Consider the following 18,621-nt stretch of genomic DNA (forward strand, 5'->3'; position numbering starts at 1 on the left):
CTCCTTACTCTGCAGCCTGCGGATAGCCGATCGTCGCCATCGGCTTGAACTCGTGCTTGTCCTTGCCGGAGACACGCTCCGACCAGGGATCGACCTGGGCAAATTTTTGGCTGAAGACGAAGCGTTCGTAATAGGCTTTGCGCTTTTCGGCATCGCCCATGATCTGGCGGCGGATTTCCTCCAGGCCGACGCGCTTGGCCCACTTGTAGATCCGCTCGAGATAGCGGGCCTGCTCGCGGTACATCTGCGTCAGTGCCACGATATGCTCCAGCGCCTCGTCCTCGGTCCGGACAAGCCCAAGGACCTCCGTGCCCTTGATGTCGAGCCCGGCTGCACCAGCGAAATGGATCTCGAAACCGGAATCCACGCAGATCACGCCGATGTCCTTGCAGGTTGCTTCCGCGCAGTTGCGCGGGCAGCCGGACACGGCCATCTTCAGTTTGGCCGGCGTCCAGGAGCCCCACATCAACCTCTCGATGCGGATGCCGAGACCGGTGGAATCCTGCGTGCCGAAGCGACACCAATCAGAGCCGACGCAGGTCTTCACCGTGCGCAGACCCTTGGCATAGGCTTGGCCGGAGACGAAGCCGGCCTTGCCGAGATCGGCCCAGACGGCGGGCAGGTCTTCCTTCTCGATGCCGAGCAGATCGATGCGCTGGCCGCCGGTGACCTTCACCATCGGAATCTCGAACTTGTCGACGACATCGGCGATGGCGCGCAGCTCGTTCGCATTGGTGACGCCGCCCCACATCCGCGGAACGACGGAGTAGGTGCCGTCCTTCTGGATGTTGGCGTGCACGCGCTCATTGATGAAACGCGACTGGTAGTCGTCGGCATATTCGTCGGGCCAATCGCAGACCAGGTAATAGTTGAGCGCCGGCCGACATTTGGCGCAGCCGCAGGAAGTCTTCCATTCGAGCTCCTGCATGACGGCAGGGATGCTCTTCAGACCCTTCGCCTTGATCAAGCGGCGGACATCGTCATGGCCGAGTTCGGTGCAGGTGCACATCGGCTGGACCGCAGCCGGGTTGTAGCTGTCGCCGAGCGTCAGTGCCATGAGTTGTTCGACGAGGCCGGTGCAGGAGCCGCACGAGGCGGATGCCTTGGTATGGGCGCGCACGTCGTCGAGCGACGTCAGCCCTTTGCCCGAAATCGTCGAGGTGATTTTGCCCTTGCATACGCCGTTGCAGCCACAGATCTCCGCGTCATCCGGCAAGGCTGCAACGGCCGCCATAGGGTCCAGCGGCGACCCTCCCTGATAGGCCTGTCCGAAGATCAGCGTCTCGCGCATCTCCGAAATATCGGTTGCCTTCTTCTTCAGGTCATTGAACCAGGCACCATCAGCGGTCTCACCGTAAAGCACGGTGCCGATGATCTTGTTGTCCTTCAGCACCAGGCGCTTGTAGACGCCGGCGCTGGCATCGCGCAGCACGATCTCCTCGCGGTCGTCGCCGTCGGCGAAGTCGCCGAGTGAATAAAGCTCGATGCCGGTGACCTTGAGCTTGGTCGGCGTATCCGCGTGAACAAAGGCGGGCGAGCGATCGCCGGAGAGATGCGCGGCGGCGATGCGGGCCATTTCATAGAGTGGCGCAACAAGGCCATAGACCATGCCGCCGACCTCGGCACATTCGCCGAGCGCGAGAATGTCGCCATCCGAGGTCTGCATGCCGGCATCGACGACGATGCCGCGATTGACTGCAATGCCGGCGTCCTTCGCCAGGCCGACACTCGGGCGAATGCCGACGGCCATGACGACCAGCGTTGCCGGGATGATGCGGCCGTCGTCAAGCTCGATGCCCTCGACCTTGCCGTTGCCGACGATCGCCTTGGTATTGGCCTTGCAGATGACCTTGATGCCGCGTTCCTCGACCGCCTTCTGCAGCAGGTAGCCGGCGGCGGGGTCGAGCTGGCGTTCCATCAGCGTCGGCATGACGTGCAATACGGTGACGTCCATGCCGCGCTGGGCAAGGCCGGCTGCCGCTTCAAGGCCAAGCAGACCGCCGCCGATGACGACAGCCTTTTCGCGCGATTGAGCGGCAAGCAGCATCGCCTGCACGTCATCGAGATCGCGATAGGTGATGACGCCGGGCAGATCCTTGCCGGGAACGGGAATGATGAAAGGCACGGAACCGGTTGCGATCACCAGCTTGTCGTAGCTTTCGGTGACGCCGTGGTCGGAGGTGACGGTCTTGGCGGCGCGATCGATGTTGACGATCTTGTGGCCCTTGTAGAGCATGATGCCATGCTTGATATACCAGCCGTCGCCGTGAATGATGATCTGTTCGTAGTCCTTTTCTCCTGAGAGAACCGGCGACAGCATGATGCGGTCGTAATTAACGCGCGGCTCGGCATTGAAGATCGTAACTTCATAGCGACCCGGCGCCTGCTCGAAGAGGTGCTCCAGCATGCGCCCGGGCGCCATGCCATTGCCGATGATGACAAGTTTTTCGGTCATATTTCCAGGTCCTTGATCAGGTTGCAGCCAGGGGCGCCGAGTGCCCTTGGCGCGACAGTTGCTTGACGGACAGGTGCATCCAGATGAGAGAGATCACGACGATCGCGAAGAGCAGCAGGAAACAGCTGGACCAGAGGCCGGTCATGTCCTTGAGGAGGCCAAAGGCGATCGGAAGGATGAAGCCGCCAAGGCCGCCCATCATCCCGACGATGCCGCCGACTGCGCCTACGTTTTCTGGGTAGTAGGCCGGAATGTGCTTGTAGACGGCAGCTTTGCCGAGGCTCATGAAGAACCCGAGCACGAAGATGACGACGATGAAGATGACGGGGGTGATACCGAAGGCCGGACCTGTCCCGGCCCCAGAAGCAGCCGGCAGCGAAAGGATGAGGGTGGCCACGGCCGATACGGCAAGCATCGTATACATCACGCTGCGCGCGCCCTTCTTGTCCGACAGCACGCCACCGAAGGCGCGGAAGATGCTGCCCGGGATGGAGTAGGCGGCCGCGATCATGCCGGCGGTTTCCAGGTGGAAGCCGTAGACGCCGACCAGATAGCGCGGCAGCCACAGCGACAGGGCGACGAAACCGCCGAAGGCGAAGAAATAGTAAAGCGAGAAGCGCCAGACCTGGACGTTCTGCAGCGGCGCGAATTCCTCGGCAAAACTCTTGGTGGCGACGCGGCGTTCGCGGCGGAGACGGTAGGCCGGATCATCGGTCGTGGTGAACCAGAAGACGATTGCCATCAGTGCCAGACAGACGGCCCAGATCTCGGCAACCGCCTGCCAGCCCCATGCGAGCAACACGAAAGGCGCAGCGAATTTGGTCACAGCCGCGCCGACATTGCCGGCACCGAAGATGCCGAGCGCGGTTCCCTGCTTCTCAGCCGGGAAGAAAGGCGAGACATAGGCGACACCGACCGCGAAGGAGCCGCCGGCGAGGCCGACGCCAAGGCCGGCGATCAACATCTGCGTATAAGTCTGGGCGTAGGAGAGCAGGAAAGTCGCCAATGCGGCGGCCAGCATGGTGAGCGTGTAAACGAGACGGCCACCGTAGCGCCCCGTCCAGATGCCAAGGACGATGCGCACGAGCGAGCCGGTCAGCACGGGGGTGCCGACCAGCAATCCGAACTCGGCCTCGTTCAGCCCGAGATCCTGCTTGATGCGAATGCCGATGATCGCGAAGATCGTCCACACGGCAAAACAGAGGGTGAAGGCTACAGTGGAGATCCACAATGCTTTGGCTGGTTCGCCGGCCGACATGGGATGTGCTTTCTCGATGACAGACATAACTTCTCCGGGGCCCGACAAGGTCGTGCCGATCCATCGCTGAGGGTTAAAACAAAAAGCCGCTGGTCAGGACGCGCATACACGAGGTGCGCGAAACATCCTGATCAGCGGCTTTGCTGGTGGCGCCCGCCGTTGGACGCCGAATTCTTGGGCCTTCTAGCCCTGTTGCCTGGAAGCAATCCGTATGCCGGCTTGCTCAAGCTTAGATTACATCTTCGATCTGAAGGGGTAACCTCTGTGTCTCCTATGAGCGCCTATCGCGCGCTCATTCTGCGCTGATCGCCATTGACCGGTGCAACAATGACAATGCAAACCGCGTGCCAGTTTGTTGTCACTTGTACAAGCCATTGAATGTAAATCATATTATTCAAAAATCTGACGGATGCATGTTTTTCAGGCCGCCATCAGTCGTGCAAATCTTTTGTGCGCTTGTTGTGAGGCAGGCAGATCCTTGCTGGCGTTTTGTGCAGGCCGGCGTCAATCAGGCCTCGTCGTCGGACATGAAGGGCAGGGCGCTTTTAACGGCAAAGCCTGCGACATAATCAGGCAACCTAGCCGGGTCGAAGACGTGGCCGTCCATGAAGCGGTCGCCCTCGTCGCCGCCTTCGATGCGGATATCGGCATCGTCGGGTGCGTTGCCGTCGCCGAGAGCCGTCCGGTAGAGATCCGGGCGGTAGGCGGATGCTGCGGCCCTTGCCATGTTAAGGCTGACCTCGGCCTGTCCCCAGCGGATCATCTGGCTGTAAATCCACAGCGCATGGCTTGGCCGGGGATAATTGGCGAAGCCGGAATGGAACATGAAATAATCGGTGATGATGCGGCGGTTACCTTTTGCGTCGAGGCTGAATTCGCCGGCGAGCACACGGCGAATAATCTCGACGGGGGCAGCGATATAGCGCGGGTCGGCTAGAGCTGCCGCCAGCGCGTCGTGATTTTCCGGCCGGTCGCACCAGCGGGCTGCTGCGTCGAGGGCCACGATCAGCCGGGAAACGGTTTCCGGATGGCTTTCCGCCCAGTCCGGCCGCATGCCGATTACCTTTTCCGGTGCCGACGGCCAGATATCCTGTTTGGCGGCGACGATGCGGCCGACGCCGCGCTCTGAAGCGACCATGTTCCACGGTGCGCCGACGCAGAAACCGTCAATCGCACCGGCTGCCAGCGCATCCGAAGTCATGGGCGGTGGCACCACGACAAGCCTGACGTCCTTGTCGGGATCGATGCCGCCGGCCGCCAGCCAGTAGCGGAATTCGTAATTGTGCGAGGAGAAGGGATAGGTGACCCCGAAAGTCGGCAGCGGCTCGCCGCGGGCCTTCATTGCCGCCAATATTTTTGCCAGGGCGCGGGCATTGTCGAGCGCGCTTGCCGTTTCCGGCAATCCCGCGTCATTCCGCATCCTGTCGAAGAACCGCGTCGACAGCGTGATCGCGTTGCCGCCGCGCCCCAGCGAAAATGGCGTGATCGTCGGTGAGGGATTGGAGCCGAGGCCGAGCATGGAGGCGACGGGCATCGGCGACAGCATGTGGGCAATGTCGAACTGGCGGAATGCCAGGCGGTCACGCACATTCGCCCAGGAGACGTCCTTGACGAGATCGAGCGTCAGGCCTTCCTTCCGCGCGAAGCCGAATTCTGTGGCGGCAATCAGCACCGATGCATCGACGAGCGGAATGAAACCGGCCCGCAGCACTTTCGGTCCTTCGTTGTTCACCCGCACGGGCGAGGGCATGTCGCCGCCGGAGTTGGAGGTCGTTGTCATCATATCCACTCCGGTTTCCTCCGGAAATTCATCAGGTCGGCCATTACATCAACAGCCCCGCGGCAGTGACGACGCTCTGGGCGATTTCCGACATCTTCTTCTTTTCGTTCATCGCTGTCTGGCGCAGCAGGGCGAAAGCCTCTTCCTCCGACAGGCCGCGCATCTTCATCAATATGCCCTTGGCGCGCTCGACCAGCTTGCGTTCCTCCAGCGCGGAGCGGGCATCGGCAAGCTCTCGCCGTAGCCGGTTGAAGGCATTGAAGCGGCTGACGGCCATGTCGAGGATCGGTTTGACGCGTTCCTTCTTCAATCCGTCGACGATATAGGCTGAGACGCCCGCATCGACGGCAGCCTCGATCGAGGCCGTGTCGGAGCGATCGACGAACATGGCGATCGGGCGGCTGACCGTGCGCGTCAGTTGGAACAGATGCTCCATCATGTCGCGGTTGGGATTCTCGATATCGATGATGATCACGTCGGGCATCAGCGTTTCGATGATTCGCGCGATGCCGTTGACCTCGTGGACCACGGTGACGCGCACATGCCCTGCCTCGCGCAGTCCTTCTTCGATGATGGAGGCGCGTATGGCATTTTCGTCGATCACCAGAATTGTCAGATCGAGATGCGTCATTGTCTATTCATGACGCACTGCAGCAATTTTGGCAAGGCGTTCGCCTGAAAAGTGTGCACAAATAGGTGTGCGCAAAAAATAATCAAACTGCCGCACTTTCGGGCGAAATTAATGCGCCACGTAGCTTAGCTGGCGAAATTCGGCGAAGAATTGCTGCCGGGCAAGGTCTCTTCACGGCTGCGGTATTTCGGATGTGAAATGAGGAATGGCGTAACCGCGCTTGAGCTGTGGCCGTGCGGCAAGCCTGAGATACCATTGCCTGACATAAGGGAAAGCATTCAGGTCGATCTTGTGACGCTGAAATCGGGATACCCAAGGCCAGACCGCCATGTCGGCGATGGAATAATCGTTGACGAGATAGTCGCGGCCTTCGAGCCGCGCGTTCAGCGTCTCGTACAGGCGGCGGGTGTCCCTGCGAAAGAGATCCTCCGCGAATGGCGCTTCGCCGCTGTTGTAGGTCAGGAAATAATGGGCGTGACCGAGCGTCGGCCCGAACCCTCCCATCTGCCACATCAGCCATTCGATCGTGTGATGCCGGGCGGCACCCTGCAGGGGCAGGAAGCGGCCGGTCTTTTCGGCGAGATAGAGCAGGATGGCGCCGGATTCGGCAAGCGTGATGCCGGTCTCGTGATCGACGATAACAGGAATCTTGCCGCCCGGATTGATGGCGAGAAAATCCTGCAGGAATTGGTCCCCCTTGGTGATGTCGATCGCATGGGGGCGATAGGAAAGGCCGAACTCCTCGAGCGCGATCGAAACCTTCAGGCCGTTCGGCGTGATCCAGGTATAGAGGTCGATCATCCCAGGTTCAATCGAACATCATTTCGTCGACCGGCAGCTTCGTCATTCCGAAGCGCCCGGTGACATCGTCGAGGCCAGAGAACATGTCCCGCAGAGTTTGCACGATCGTCTCGACGCGCGGATCGATGACGCGATAGACGATTGCCTTGCCGTCGCGGCGTCCTTCGATCACACCGGCCTCGCGAAGCTCGCTCAATTGCTGGGAAAGCGTCGGCTGGCGGATACCGAGTTCGTCCTCCATCGCCGAGACCGGGGCTTCCGTCTCCATGAGATAGCAGACGATCGCCAGGCGGTTGGAATTGGCGATCAGCTTCAGCAATTCGCTGGCTGCGCCGACATCGCGGCAGACTCTTGAGGAAACGGGCTTCGTCAACGGTATCGTCCTTGAAGGTTCTATAAAAAAGTAAAGTGACGGCGCTGAATTTTCAACTCCGGCTCGCTCACTTCGCTCGATCTGGCAAAAGATTTCATTGCCTATCGATTTTATGGGATTTCAAAGGCGATTTTCTCCTGCTGACGACAACCGCTTCCTCGTAATCAATTTATAAAAAAGTAAATTGACTGCTATGAGCCACGCCATCGGTTGCACAGAATGAAAATTGGTGTTCACCCCAATAACCTGCATCTTCGCCTCGCGCGGCTCTGGCCCGGCGCCTTTGTCGATCTGCAGCCGATATTCCTCTCCTATGCCGAAGGCCGCGATACCGCGGTGCTGCTGGAACGTGGCGAGATCGATCTCGGCGGCACTGGCTCGACGCCGCCGATCGAGGCGGATATGCGCGGGCTCGGCGTCGAATATATCGCTGCCTCCGCGCCGCGCCCGGCCAACGGCGCCATCTTCGTCAGGAGCGACAGTCCGATCTACTCCGTCGCTGAGCTGAAAGACCGCCGGATCTCGCTGATCGACGGTTCGTTTCACACCTATCTCCTGGCCCGCAGCCTCGAAGGTGAGGGGATGAGCCTGCCCGATGTCGAGCGGGTCGAAAGCGGCGCGCGCGATTCGCTCGCCGACCTGCTCGAAAGGCGCGTCGATGCCTGGGTCGCCATGTCGCCGCGTCTCGAAAAGGCGCTGGAGCGCGACGACGTCAGGTTGATCGTCCGCTGCGGCGCGGCCATTCCCAACCGTTCTTTGTTCTGGACATTGGAACGGAACGGCCTTTCGGCAACGGAGATCCGGGCGATCGTCTCCGAACTCAGCCGGATCGGTAACGAGATCGCCGCCGATCCACGCACCGCCGCCAGACTTCTTGCATCGGGCGACCGCGGCGGATCTGGCGACCGCGGCGGAACGGATATCGATGCCTGGGAAAAGGTGGTGCGCTCACGCGACTTCACGGTGTTTCCGATCGACGACGAGATCATCGCCGAACAACAGGAAGAGGCCGACACGCTGCTGCGTCACGGCCATTTCGCCAAGCCCATCGTGCTGAAACGCCCGGAAATGACGAAATAACAAGGAATCGGGAGATGAACGTTTTCTGGTACATGTGCGCACCCGACGGCGCCTATCCCTGGCAGCCGGAAGGCTCGCGTCAGGTCGACTACGGCTACTACAAGCAGCTTGCCCAGGCCTATGACCATCTGGGTTATACCGGCGCCCTGTTTGCGACCGGCGCCCACGACGTCTGGGTGCTGGCGAGTGCGCTGCTTGCTCACACCGAGCGGCTGCGTTTCCTCGTCGCCATCCATCCCGGCCTCGTCGCGCCGACATTGCTTGCCAAGATGGCAGCGACCTTCCAAGAATTCGCCCGCGGCCGGCTGCTGATCAATGTCGTCTCCGGCGACGCCAAGATGCTCGGCGCCTATGGGATGATGTTGCCGCATGACGAGCGCTACGACATGGCGGAGGAATATCTTCAGCTTTGGCACCGGCTCTTTGCCGGCGAGAGCGTTACCCATCAGGGCAAGTATTTCTCGACGGACGGCGCCAAGCTCGCCTTGCCGGTCGGCGAGAGCATCGCACCGCCGCCGCTCTGGTTCGGTGGCTCCTCGGATAAGGCGCTTGAAGTCGCGGCGAAACATGTGGACACCTATCTCTCCTGGGGCGAGACGCCCGCCCAGATCGGCGAGAAGGTCGAAGCGGTAAAGGCGCGGGCCGCCCACTACGGCCGTGAACTGGAATATGGCATCCGTCTCTACGTCATCGTTCGTGACACCGACGAAAAGGCCTGGGAGGCGGCGGCCGATCTCTATGGCCGCATGGATGATGCGGCGATCACCGCCAACCAGCGTTTCGTTGCAAGAAGCGATTCCGTCGGTCAGCAGCGCATGACGGCCTTACACGGCGGCCTCAAGCCGGAAAATCTGCGCGATCTCGAAGTTGCACCGAACCTCTGGGCCGGCATCGGCCTGGTCAGGCCCGGCCCCGGCACGGCGATCGTCGGCTCTCCGGATACGGTTCTGCGCACGCTCGAAGCCTATCAGAAGGCTGGTGTCGATACTTTCATTCTTTCTGGCATGCCGCTGCTTGAGGAAGCCTATCGTTTCGGCGAAAAGGTGCTGCCGCGGCTCGATGTCAGCAGGGAGGTCTCGAAGGCGCGGAACTACACCTGGTCGACGCTCTTCGATCGCGATCTTTCGACCGTCAAGAATGCCTGATCCTCTCGCCAGAAGGTAAGTTTTGTGGCCACCAGTGAATTTCATCCGGTCGAACAGGCCGCTCCGCACAGCGGGGTGGCAGTGCGCCTGCTGCGGGCGATCGAGGCGATTCTCGGCATTGCCGCGGCACTTGTTCTCGCCGTGCTGCTCTTGATGGTGCTCGTCACAGTCTGCCTGCGCTATTTCTTCAGCGCCGGCTTCATTGGTGCCGAGGATCTCGGCATCTGGTTGCATGTCGGCCTGATCGCCCTTGGCGCGCCGCTCAGCCTCAACAGCGCGCTTGCCATGCGCCTCGACGTCTTCGTCAAGATGCTGCCGGAAGGCCTGCAGAAGGTGACGCGGATCGGCGCCGATGTCTTCACCGTGCTCTCGGCGCTGATCCTGAGCTTCGGCGGCAGCGAGATCATGACGATGCTCGGCGGCGTCTCGCCGACGCTCGGCGTGCCGGAATGGATTCGCTTCGGCTTCCTCGGCGCCGGCGGCGCGCTGATCCTCGTCGTGCTGGTTCTGCAGCGCATTGCCGAAGGCAAGCTCCTGCCGGTTGCTCTCTCGCTTGCCGTCGGTGTCGCGCTCTATGCCGGTATCCCGCATGTCGCGCTCGATCTCGACTGGCCGCCGAGCATCTTCCTCGGACTGATTGCGGCAATCGGTCTCCTGCTCGCCGCGCCGCTGCCGCACGCCTTTCTTGCCGCAGCCTATGTCGTCATCACCTTCGGCAGTAGCCTGCCGGAGCCGGCGATCGTTTCCGCGACTGTCACCGGCATATCGAAATTCCTGCTGCTCGCCATTCCCTTCTTCCTGCTTGCCGGCGGCCTGCTGACAGCATCCGGCGTCGCCAACCAGCTTGTGCGCTTCGCCGCCGCCATGGTCGGCCATCGCCGGGCAGGGCTGGCGCAGACGACGCTCTTGACCAGCGTCCTTTTTTCCGGCGCCTCCGGCTCGTCGGTCGCAAATGCCGCTTTCGGCGCGTCAACCTTCCAGCCCGAACTGGTCAAACACGGCTATCGGCCGGCGCAGGCAGCGGCGATCATCGCCTCGACATCGGTTCTCGATAACGTCATCCCGCCGTCGATCGCATTTCTCATCCTTGCGACGGCGACCAATCTTTCCGTCGGCTCGCTGCTCGTCGGCGGTTTCTTTGCCGGCGGGCTGATGGCCATATGCCTGGCAGTCGCCATCCATCTGACGGTCAGCGAACAGGTGCCTTTGCCGCGCGCAAACGCGAGACAGCGCTGGCAGTCAGCGGTTCAGGCTATCCCAGCCTTCGGGCTCGGCGTCATCGTCGTCGTCGGCATCCGCATCGGTATCGTCACGACCACGGAAGCGGCTGCGCTTGCTGCTTTCTACACGCTGCTGCTCGGCATCGGCGCGCGGCTCGGCATTCTCTCGCTCTATGCCGCCTTTCGCCAGGCAGCAGTTGAAGCAGCGGCAATCGGTCTCCTCATCGGCACGGCCGGCCCCTTTGCCTTCCTGCTGGCTGTCGACGACGTGTCCGGGCTGATCTCGCATCTGACGACGGCACTCGGCGGCAGCGCGCTTGCGGTCATCCTGCTGTCGAACGTCATCCTGCTGGTTGTCGGCCTTGTTCTCGATATCGGCGCTGCGATCCTGCTGTTCGGCCCGATCCTGCTGCCGGCAGCGGTTGCCGCCGGCATCGATCCCATTCAGTTCGGGGTGATCATCGTCGTCAACCTGATGATCCACGGACTGACGCCGCCGCTCGGCATGCTGATCTTCGTCGTCAGCGGCGTCACGCGCATTCCCGCCTCGGAACTCTTCCGGGCGGTGGTTCCCTATCTGCTCGCTCTCCTGGTCTCGCTCGCAATCCTTTGCGCCTGGGCCATCATCTTCTCGTAAACAGGACAACCCCATGGATAATCTCAATCGACGCCATTTCCTGAAGACCGCTGCTCTCGCTGGAACGGCGCTTGCAGCGCCCCGCTTTCGTCCGCACCGCCGCCGCCCGCACGACAACGATCACGATCGCCTCGTTGCTCGGCGACGACAAGCCGGAAACGAAGATCTGGGTGAAGATCGGCGAACTGGTCGAAGCGAAGCTTCCCGGCCAGTTCAAGTTCAACATCGTCAGAAACGGTGCGCTCGGCGGCGAGAAGGAGGTGGCCGAGGGCGTGCGCCTCGGCTCCATCCAGGCCAGTCTCTCGACGGTCTCGTCGCTCTCCGGCTGGGCGCCGGAACTGCAGATCCTCGACTTGCCCTTCCTCTTCCGCGATGCCGACCATGTGCGCCGGACCGTTGGTGGTGATGTCGGCGCCGATCTCAAGCAGAAACTGCAGGCGCAGAATTTCGTCGTTTGCGATTTCATCAATTACGGCGCCCGTCATCTCCTGACCAAGGAACCGGTGACGCGGCCGGAGCAGCTCAAGGGTAAGCGCATCCGTGTCATCCAGAGCCCACTGCACACCAAGCTCTGGAGTGCATTCGGCACGACGCCGATCGGCATTCCGATCACCGAGACCTATAATGCGCTCGCAACCGGTGTCGCCGACGCGATGGATCTGACCAAATCGGCCTATGCCGGCTTCAAGCTCTATGAGGTCGTGCCCGATATGACCGAGACCGGCCACATCTGGGCATCCGGCGTCATCTATTATGCCTCGACCTTCTGGGCCGGCCTCAACGACGAGCAGAAGGCGGTGTTCCAGCAGGCTTCCAGCGAAGGGGCCACCTATTTCAGCCAGCTGATCGTCGACGACGAGTCCAAATCCGTCGAGACGGCGCTTGCCAACGGCGGAAAGCTCTTGAAGCCGGAAGCCTTCGAGGAATGGCAGAAAGGCGCCCAGGGTGTGTGGGACGATTTCGCACCTGTTGTCGGTGGCATCGACAGGATCAAATCCGTCCAGGCCGCCTGAGCAAGAGGCAGGGCGGTTCGCCTGCAGCTTTTGACGGGACCGATGGAAAAACCATCGGTCTCTTCATCGCGCGCACTTGCCGGAAAAATAATGCCGGAGCAGGCCGGAAATCGAAAGAGCATGCCTTCGGTGATCGTGATATATAACTTACTTAAAATCCAGGAATGGGAAGTCTTTACCTTCGGCCGGTGCGATCCTGTTGACCGCAATCTCTCGACCGCTTCCGGCGGACGGATCCCATGGCCTCGATTTGAGACGAAAAACATTGAACACAAGGCTTTGGAGGGCCGACCATGAGCTTACGCATCAACGATATTGCCCCCGATTTTACCGCCGACACCACGCAGGGACCGATCAGCTTCCACGAGTGGATAGGCAGCGGCTGGGCCGTCCTGTTCTCGCATCCGAAGAATTTCACGCCTGTTTGCACGACCGAGCTCGGCGCCATGGCCGGCCTTGCGGGAGAGTTTTCCAAGCGTGGCGCCAAGATCATCGGCATCTCCGTCGATCCTGTGGAAAGCCATGCCAAGTGGAAGAACGACATCAAGACCGCCACTGGCTTCGACGTTGAATATCCCCTGATCGGTGACAAGGACCTTAAGGTCGCCAAGCTCTACGACATGCTGCCGGCCGGCGCCGGCGAGAGCTCGGAAGGCCGCACGCCTGCCGACAACGCGACGGTGCGTTCGGTCTTCATCATCGGTCCCGATAAGAAGATCAAGCTGATCCTGACCTATCCGATGACGACGGGCCGCAATTTCAATGAGATCCTGCGCGCCATCGACTCCATCCAGCTGACGGCCAAGCACCAGGTGGCCACACCGGCGAACTGGAACCAGGGCGAAGACGTCATCATCACTGCGGCGGTTTCCAACGAAGACGCGATTACGCGTTTCGGCTCCTTCGATACGGTTCTGCCCTATCTCCGGAAGACCAAGCAGCCGACCGCCTGATCCGGCTCCCGAACCTCTACAGAGCCGTCGCGAAAACATCTTCGCGGCGGCTTTTCTTTGTGGTGCTGATTGCGGTGAAGTGTCGGCCGTAACCGATCGAACCTTAGGTGATGGCTTTGCGGGCTCTCACCGCGTCGCCGAATGCCTGAAACAGCGCACGATTCACAGGGTTGGTTTGGGGATCGTATTCGGCGTGCCATTGCACGCCGAGCGCAAATCCCGGCGCGTCTTTGAACCGTATCGCCTCGATCGTCCCGTCCTCGGCAATTCCTTCGGCAACGACCCTCTCGCCAAGTTCGAGGATGCCCTGTCCATGTAGCGAGTTCACCCGGATCGTCTCCCGGCCGAGAATGCGCGCAAACATCCCGTCCTGGATAAGTCGAACATCGTGACGATCGCCGAAAACGATGGCGGGGTCGGGATGGATTTCGCCGGTCTCCAGGCGCGGCATTCGGTGGTTCATGCGTCCTGGCAATTCCCGGATTTCAGGATGCAACGAGCCGCCGGCGGCGACGTTCATTTCCTGAAAACCGCGGCATATACCGAAAACAGGAACGCCTTGCGCAACACAGGCTTCAATCAATGGCAGCGCCAGCCCGTCACGATCTTCATCGTAAGGTTCGTGCTTGGGATCAGGCACCATGTTGAAGCGGCTGGGATGGACATTGGCTCTGGCGCCCGTCAGCAGAATGCCGTCGACGACAGCCAGCAGATCCGCGATATCGGCTAGTTTAGGATTGCCGGCAAACATCAGCGGCAAGGCTTCGGCAACATCGGCCACTGCTCGCAGATTATTTTCTCCGACAAGCTGGGCCGCAAAGCGGCTTTCGACGATGCGGGCGTTTCCGATGATGCCGATTACAGGTCTCGTCATTGCTGGCCACACCCCAAGTCGCAACGCCAGCTGCTGCCCAAACCGTCAAGATCCGCGGGCAGGTGATCTGCAACGACGCGAAGCGGGAACCGGCCTTTGGCTGGCTGCGGGCCCGGTTGTCACTATGGATATCCTTTGCCGCAATGACGGTGCAAGAGCTATCGCAGCCGATGCTCAATCCGGAACGGGAAGGGCGCGCTGGTTGTAGAGGATCTTGCGGATGCGCGCCTGCTCCTCTTCGGAGAGCTTACTGTTGTCGGTGCCAAGATCGGCGCCGACCGCCAGGCCGCGTTGGACACCAGGCCTTGCGCCGACCTCCTCGAACCATCGCTTGAAATGCTTGAACTCGTCGACGTCCTGACCCTGTGCCTGCCAGTTGACGGTCCAGGGATAGCTGACGATATCGGCGATGGTGAATTCCTCACCGGCCAGATAGCGCCGGTCGCGAAGCCGCATGTTGAGAACGCCGTAGAGGCGGTTGGCTTCGTCCGTGAAGCGCCGCACCGCATAGGACTGGTCGCCTTCGCGATCGCCAAGGCGACGGAAATGACCGGCTTCGCCGAGTTTCGGCCCCTGGTTCGCCATCTGCCAGATCACCCATTGCGTGACCTCGTATTTGCCGCGCAGATCCTGCGGCCAGAATTTACCGGTCTTCTCGGCGAGATAGAAGAGGATCGCGCCGGATTCGAACACGCTCAACGGACCGTCGCCATCGGCAGGCTCGTGATCGACGATGGCCGGCATGCGGTGATTGGGGTTGAGTTTGAGATAATCAGGTTTGAATTGGTCGCCCCGGCCGATATTGACCGGCACCAGCTGGTAGGGCGTGCCGGTTTCCTCCAGGAAGATCGAAACCTTCTTGCCGTTCGGCGTCGGCCAGTAGTGGAGATCAATCATCTGCTTATCCTCGCTCGCTTAGATAGTCCTGGTGAAGAGGATGACGCTGCGACCGTGGCAGGTCGAATATATCTGTTCCAAAATTGCTGGCGAAATTAGAAACCTGGTGCAGCGAGGGAAATGGGGGAAGCTTCCTACCCGTATCGATGGTATTGAGAATTCAGCGTCGCGATGGAAGTTCGAACCCGCCGAGATCCGATGATAGGCCGGAAACATCAGTCCGACATGGGGAGGAGATCGGCGAAAGCCATGCTTTCGCTCTGCCTTCTGTTTTCCCAACTAGACACGGTAAAGGCCCAGCCGGAAGGAAGCGCTGGGGCGCCGGCCTGTCTCTATTCGGGGCCTTCGGCGTCGGAATCGGGTGAGACGCTTTGCATCCGTAAGGACAGTTTCAATCGAGACCTTTGCATCGCGATCGAGCATTTCGCCAGCGCCAATCAATTGCCGCCGGATTATTTCGCCCGTCTCATCTGGCGGGAAAGCACCTTTCGCCCCGATGCAGTCAGCTTCAAAGGAGCGCAGGGGATTGCGCAGTTCATGCCCGGAACGGCGAAACTGCGCGGTCTTGAAGACAGCTACCAGGTATTGGAAGCCCTGCGGAAATCGGCGCAATATCTCGACGAATTGCGCAATCGTTTCGGCAATCTCGGCCTTGCCGCCGCCGCCTATAATGCCGGCGAAAACGGACTTTCCTCTTACCTAGCGTCAGGGAGATTACCTTACGAGACACGCGGTTACGTCCTGGCAATCACCGCGCATACGATCGAGGAATGGAAGGATAATCCTCCGGAAGATGCGGCTGCCCCGCTCGACAAGGACAAGTCCTTCCTCGATGCTTGCGTGGCGCTTGCTGAGAGACGGACGTTGAAGGACACGCCCTGGCGTCAGGAGGGTGAATGGGCGCCCTGGGGCGTCCAGCTTGCGGCGAATGCGAATGTCGCGGTAGTCAGGCGCATGTTTCTCGATGCAGTGCAGGATCTGCCCGCGCCCCTTAATGCGGAGCAGCCGCTGATCCTGCGCCAGCGCGATCGCAGCTTTGGTTTTCGCCCGCGTTATGCTGCCCGCATCGGCCGGCAGACACGCTTGGAAGCCAACGACCTCTGCAACCAGATCCGCAAACAGGGCGGCACCTGCCTTGTTTTCAGGAATAGCGGGCCTGGTTGAGCCGACTTGATCACGAAAAGTCTGCTTGCGGGATGACCCAAGCGCAGCATATTCGACACGGAAATGCAAAGGGAGGAACGATGATGCGGGTTTTGGTAATCGGGGCAACGGGCCATGTCGGAACCTATCTCGTTCCCCGTCTGGTGGAAGCCGGCCACGACGTCGTTACGATCAGCCGCGGCACAGCAAAGCCTTATACGGCAAACCACGCCTGGGCTGCCGTCGATCAGCGTCAGATGGATCGGACAGCCATGGAGCGGACGGGTGATTTCGGCCCGGCCGTGCGTGGTGTGAAAGCCGATATCGTCATCGACATGATCTGCTTCTCGCTGGAAAGTGCCGAGCACCTGGTGACGGCTCTGTCGGGGCATGTCGGTCATTTCCTGCATACCGGCACGATCTGGACGCACGGTCACCCGACAGCCGTGCCGACACTGGAAGAGGCGCCGAAATTTCCCTTCGGCGAGTACGGCACGCAGAAGGCGGCGATCGAAACCTATCTGCTGCAGCAGGCAAGGCTGCGCGGATTTCCGGCAACCATCATCCATCCCGGCCATATTGTTGGTCCCGGCTGGGCGCCGCTCAATCCGACCGGCAATTTCAACCTGCAGGTCTTTTCGACCCTTGCCCGCGGAGAGGTCCTGGCGCTGCCCAATTTCGGCCTTGAGACCGTTCATCACGTCCATGCCGATGACGTGGCGGCGATGTTCATGGATGCGATCGCCAACTGGAATGCGTCGACCGGCGAAAGTTTCCACGCGGTTTCGGGGCAGGCATTGACCCTTCGCGGCTATGCCGAATCAATGTCTCGCTGGTTCGGGCACGAGCCGAAGCTCAGCTTCGCGCCATTCGACGCCTGGGCCGAAGGTCAGACGGCTGAGGATGCGCAGGCGACCTGGGAACATATCGCCCGCAGCCCGAATTGCTCGATCGCCAAAGCCGGGCGGCTGCTTGGGTTTACCCCGAGATACACCTCCCTACAAGCGGTGCAGGAATCGGTCGGCTGGCTGGTCGGGCAGGGGCGGATCGAGAGCTGATCCGCCGTCGTCGCCGGTTGCTAACGGATCAGGATCGCCCTGAAATCATTGACATTGGTTCCGGTCGGGCCGGTTTCGAAGAGATCACTGGTAGCCGCAAAGCCCGAATAGCTGTCATTGCCGTCGAGCAGCCGGCGCGGATCGAGCCCGGCGGCGCGAAGGCGCCTTGCCGTGCCGCCATCGGCAAAAGCGCCGGCATTGTCCTCCGAGCCGTCGATCCCGTCCGTGTCGGCGGCGAGGATATGAATGCCCTCCTGCCCGTCGATCGCAAGCGCCATGGCGAGCGCGAATTCGCCATTACGTCCGCCCTTGCCGCCCTTGGCTCTCAGCGTCACCGTCGTCTCGCCGCCGGAAAGGATGACGACCGGCTTGGAAAACGGCCTGTTGCGGCCCGATACCTCGCGGGCAATCGCCGCATGCACCAGCGCCACGTCGCGCGATTCCCCTTCGATCGCATCCGAAAGGATCGCCGGCTCGATCCCCTGCGACTTCGCCAGTGCGGCCGCCGCCTCCAGCGAAACGCCGGCGGAGGCGATGATGTGATGCGCGTGCCGTAGGAAGACCGGATCGTCCGGTCGCGGTGCATCGGCCTTCGGCGAGTTCAAATGGTCGAATGCGGCCTGCGGCAGCTGCAATCCGTATTGCCTGATGATCTCGAGCGCATCGTGCCGTGTCGAACCATCAGGGACCGTCGGCCCGGAGGCGACATGGGCCGGGTTGTCGCCGGGAATATCGGAGACGATCAGACTGACGACCCTCGCTTTGGTCGCTGCTGCAAGTCTTCCGCCCTTGATGGTGGAGAGATGCTTGCGCACGACATTCATTGCCGAAATCGGTGCGCCCGAGGCAAGCAGCATTTCGTTGAGCGCAATCTCATCTTCAAGGGTCAGCCCGTCCGGCGGGGCGGGCAGCAGCGCCGAGCCACCGCCGCAGATCAGCGCGATCACCAGATCGTCTTCCGTCAGCCCGTTCACCGTCTCCATCAGCCGCTTTGCGGCGGTAAGGCCAGCCGCATCCGGCACCGGATGGGCGGCCTCGAAGATCTCGATGCCGCGTGTCTCGCAGCCATAGCCGTAGCGGGTGACCACCAGACCCTCGAGCGCTCCGTCCCAGACGCTTTCGAGCGCCCGCGCCATCTGCGCCGCGCCCTTGCCGGCGCCGATCACCACGGTCCTTCCCTTGGGCCTATCCGGAAGGTTCGCCTTAATGCCAGTCAGCGGATCGGCGGCGCGAACCGCCGCGTCGAACAGGCTTTTCAGAAAATCGCGGGGAGCTGATATCGTCATCGGTGGTCTCTGCTGCC

16 protein-coding genes and 1 pseudogene are annotated in these 18,621 nt (G+C 61.2%); 8 read left to right on the plus strand and 9 right to left on the minus strand.

The features are described from left to right. Positions 1-4: 4 nt before the first annotated feature. From nirB to U5G49_RS08035, 6 genes are all read right to left on the minus strand, one after another. On the minus strand, positions 5-2,455 hold the full coding sequence (gene nirB / locus U5G49_RS08010) for a nitrite reductase large subunit NirB (RefSeq protein ID WP_193444226.1): 2,451 nt from the start codon (positions 2,453-2,455) through the stop codon (positions 5-7). Positions 2,456-2,471: 16 nt separating this feature from the next. Further along, a complete protein-coding gene (locus U5G49_RS08015) occupies positions 2,472-3,740 on the minus strand; it encodes an MFS transporter (protein WP_065276422.1) in 1,269 nt (422 codons plus the stop codon). 481 nt (positions 3,741-4,221) lie between these two features. Further along, positions 4,222-5,502, minus strand: coding sequence for a CmpA/NrtA family ABC transporter substrate-binding protein (locus U5G49_RS08020; protein ID WP_193444227.1), 1,281 nt, complete (start codon positions 5,500-5,502; stop codon positions 4,222-4,224). A gap of 34 nt (positions 5,503-5,536) precedes the next feature. Then, a complete protein-coding gene (locus U5G49_RS08025) occupies positions 5,537-6,124 on the minus strand; it encodes an ANTAR domain-containing response regulator (RefSeq protein WP_018241751.1) in 588 nt (195 codons plus the stop codon). A 171-nt stretch (positions 6,125-6,295) separates the two neighbouring features. Beyond that, a complete protein-coding gene (locus U5G49_RS08030; RefSeq protein WP_193444228.1) occupies positions 6,296-6,925 on the minus strand; it encodes a glutathione S-transferase family protein in 630 nt (209 codons plus the stop codon). 7 nt (positions 6,926-6,932) lie between these two features. After that, positions 6,933-7,298 (minus strand): ArsR/SmtB family transcription factor, encoded by a 366-nt coding sequence (locus U5G49_RS08035; RefSeq protein ID WP_193444229.1) that lies wholly within the window; start codon positions 7,296-7,298, stop codon positions 6,933-6,935. Between the two features lie 219 nt (positions 7,299-7,517). Between U5G49_RS08035 and U5G49_RS08040 the strand changes: the two genes are divergently transcribed. The 6 genes and pseudogenes from U5G49_RS08040 to U5G49_RS08065 all read left to right on the plus strand — a co-directional run bounded on the left by U5G49_RS08040 (position 7,518) and on the right by U5G49_RS08065 (position 13,346). Next, positions 7,518-8,378, plus strand: coding sequence for an ABC transporter substrate-binding protein (locus tag U5G49_RS08040; protein WP_193444230.1), 861 nt, complete (start codon positions 7,518-7,520; stop codon positions 8,376-8,378). A 14-nt stretch (positions 8,379-8,392) separates the two neighbouring features. Next, positions 8,393-9,523 (plus strand): LLM class flavin-dependent oxidoreductase, encoded by a 1,131-nt coding sequence (locus tag U5G49_RS08045; protein WP_018445681.1) that lies wholly within the window; start codon positions 8,393-8,395, stop codon positions 9,521-9,523. 24 nt (positions 9,524-9,547) lie between these two features. Next, a complete protein-coding gene (locus tag U5G49_RS08050; protein WP_193444231.1) occupies positions 9,548-11,380 on the plus strand; it encodes a TRAP transporter large permease in 1,833 nt (610 codons plus the stop codon). 13 nt (positions 11,381-11,393) lie between these two features. Next, positions 11,394-12,393: pseudogene (locus U5G49_RS08055) on the plus strand (TRAP transporter substrate-binding protein). Positions 12,394-12,435: 42 nt separating this feature from the next. After that, complete coding sequence (locus U5G49_RS08060) at positions 12,436-12,690, plus strand: hypothetical protein (RefSeq protein WP_245278856.1); 255 nt, start codon at positions 12,436-12,438, stop codon at positions 12,688-12,690. Beyond that, positions 12,687-13,346 carry a peroxiredoxin gene (locus U5G49_RS08065; RefSeq protein WP_018445677.1) on the plus strand — a complete coding sequence of 220 codons (660 nt, stop codon included), beginning with the start codon at positions 12,687-12,689 and terminating at the stop codon, positions 13,344-13,346. The genes U5G49_RS08060 and U5G49_RS08065 overlap by 4 nt, the downstream gene beginning before the upstream one ends. A gap of 103 nt (positions 13,347-13,449) precedes the next feature. On the opposite strand, the gene U5G49_RS08070 is transcribed toward U5G49_RS08065, so the two are convergent. Continuing rightward, positions 13,450-14,220 carry a gamma-glutamyl-gamma-aminobutyrate hydrolase family protein gene (locus tag U5G49_RS08070; protein ID WP_018241758.1) on the minus strand — a complete coding sequence of 257 codons (771 nt, stop codon included), beginning with the start codon at positions 14,218-14,220 and terminating at the stop codon, positions 13,450-13,452. 174 nt (positions 14,221-14,394) lie between these two features. Continuing rightward, the gene (locus tag U5G49_RS08075) at positions 14,395-15,117 is read right to left on the minus strand and encodes a glutathione binding-like protein (protein ID WP_193444232.1); all 723 of its coding nucleotides are present in this window, start codon (positions 15,115-15,117) and stop codon (positions 14,395-14,397) included. Between the two features lie 171 nt (positions 15,118-15,288). On the opposite strand from U5G49_RS08075, the gene U5G49_RS08080 reads away from it, so the two are divergent. Next, positions 15,289-16,281, plus strand: coding sequence for a lytic transglycosylase domain-containing protein (locus U5G49_RS08080; protein WP_193444233.1), 993 nt, complete (start codon positions 15,289-15,291; stop codon positions 16,279-16,281). 80 nt (positions 16,282-16,361) lie between these two features. Beyond that, positions 16,362-17,318: an NAD-dependent epimerase/dehydratase family protein gene (locus U5G49_RS08085; protein ID WP_193444234.1), complete on the plus strand. Its 957-nt coding sequence runs from the start codon at positions 16,362-16,364 to the stop codon at positions 17,316-17,318. A gap of 20 nt (positions 17,319-17,338) precedes the next feature. On the opposite strand, the gene U5G49_RS08090 is transcribed toward U5G49_RS08085, so the two are convergent. Then, positions 17,339-18,604 (minus strand): glycerate kinase type-2 family protein, encoded by a 1,266-nt coding sequence (locus U5G49_RS08090; protein WP_193444235.1) that lies wholly within the window; start codon positions 18,602-18,604, stop codon positions 17,339-17,341. Positions 18,605-18,621: the final 17 nt, after the last annotated feature.

Origin of the sequence: Rhizobium indigoferae, from assembly GCF_034554815.1 — a bacterium.
Lineage (GTDB): Bacteria > Pseudomonadota > Alphaproteobacteria > Rhizobiales > Rhizobiaceae > Rhizobium > Rhizobium leguminosarum.